A 539-nucleotide genomic window follows, 5' to 3' on the forward strand; every position below is an offset into this window, starting at 1 on the left:
ACCAAAACCACGACTTTTTCTTTTTGACTGGAGGATCTTATGGGCGAGATGAAGGTCGATTACGCCACGATTCACGCGGCGGCCGACGACTGCAAGAACTCCGGCGGCGAGCTGGAGTCCCTCTTCGGGCAGCTGAAGAGCGACCTGTCGCCGCTGATCAACACCTGGGACGGTGACGCGAAGGTCGCGTACATGGCCGCTCAGCAGGAGTGGGACAACAGCTTCGAGGAGCTCAAGCAGCTTCTCGCGCAGGTCGCCGGCGTGCTGCCGCAGCTGGCCGACGGCTACCAGAGCACGGAGCAGGGCGTCACCGGCCTGTTCTGAGTCTCACGCTCGGAACGAGCAACGGCGGGCAGGCATCTCCGGATGCCGAGCCCGCCGTTTCGTTTGTCCGAAAGAAAAGCCGCGACGGGAGTTCCCGTCGCGGCTTTTCCCGTCAGTGCGGTGCGCCGACCTCGAATTCCGGGGTCGTGTTCAACACCCGGACGGTGACCTTCTTCTGCTGTCCCGAAAGATCGATCGAGCAATCGAAAGTGGTG

General features: G+C 62.2%; 1 protein-coding gene and 1 pseudogene. One reads left to right on the forward strand and one right to left on the reverse strand.

Annotation, left to right across the window (positions count from 1 at the left end; genetic code table 11):
• Nucleotides 1–39: 39 nt before the first annotated feature.
• Complete coding sequence (locus CFP71_RS43140) at nucleotides 40–324, forward strand: WXG100 family type VII secretion target (RefSeq protein ID WP_093939504.1); 285 nt, start codon at nucleotides 40–42, stop codon at nucleotides 322–324.
• 112 nt (nucleotides 325–436) lie between these two features.
• Here CFP71_RS43140 and CFP71_RS45280 read toward each other — a convergent pair.
• Nucleotides 437–539 (reverse strand): annotated as a pseudogene (locus tag CFP71_RS45280) (DUF4333 domain-containing protein); the annotation flags it as partial.

Origin of the sequence: Amycolatopsis thailandensis (assembly GCF_002234405.1) — a bacterium.
GTDB classification, from domain to species: Bacteria; Actinomycetota; Actinomycetes; order Mycobacteriales; family Pseudonocardiaceae; genus Amycolatopsis; species Amycolatopsis thailandensis.

Bases quoted from the DNA above. Each gene is read 5' to 3' on its own strand.
- CFP71_RS43140 (WP_093939504.1), top strand. From the start codon at position 40: ATGGGCGAGATGAAGGTCGATTACGCCACGATTCACGCGGCGGCCGAC.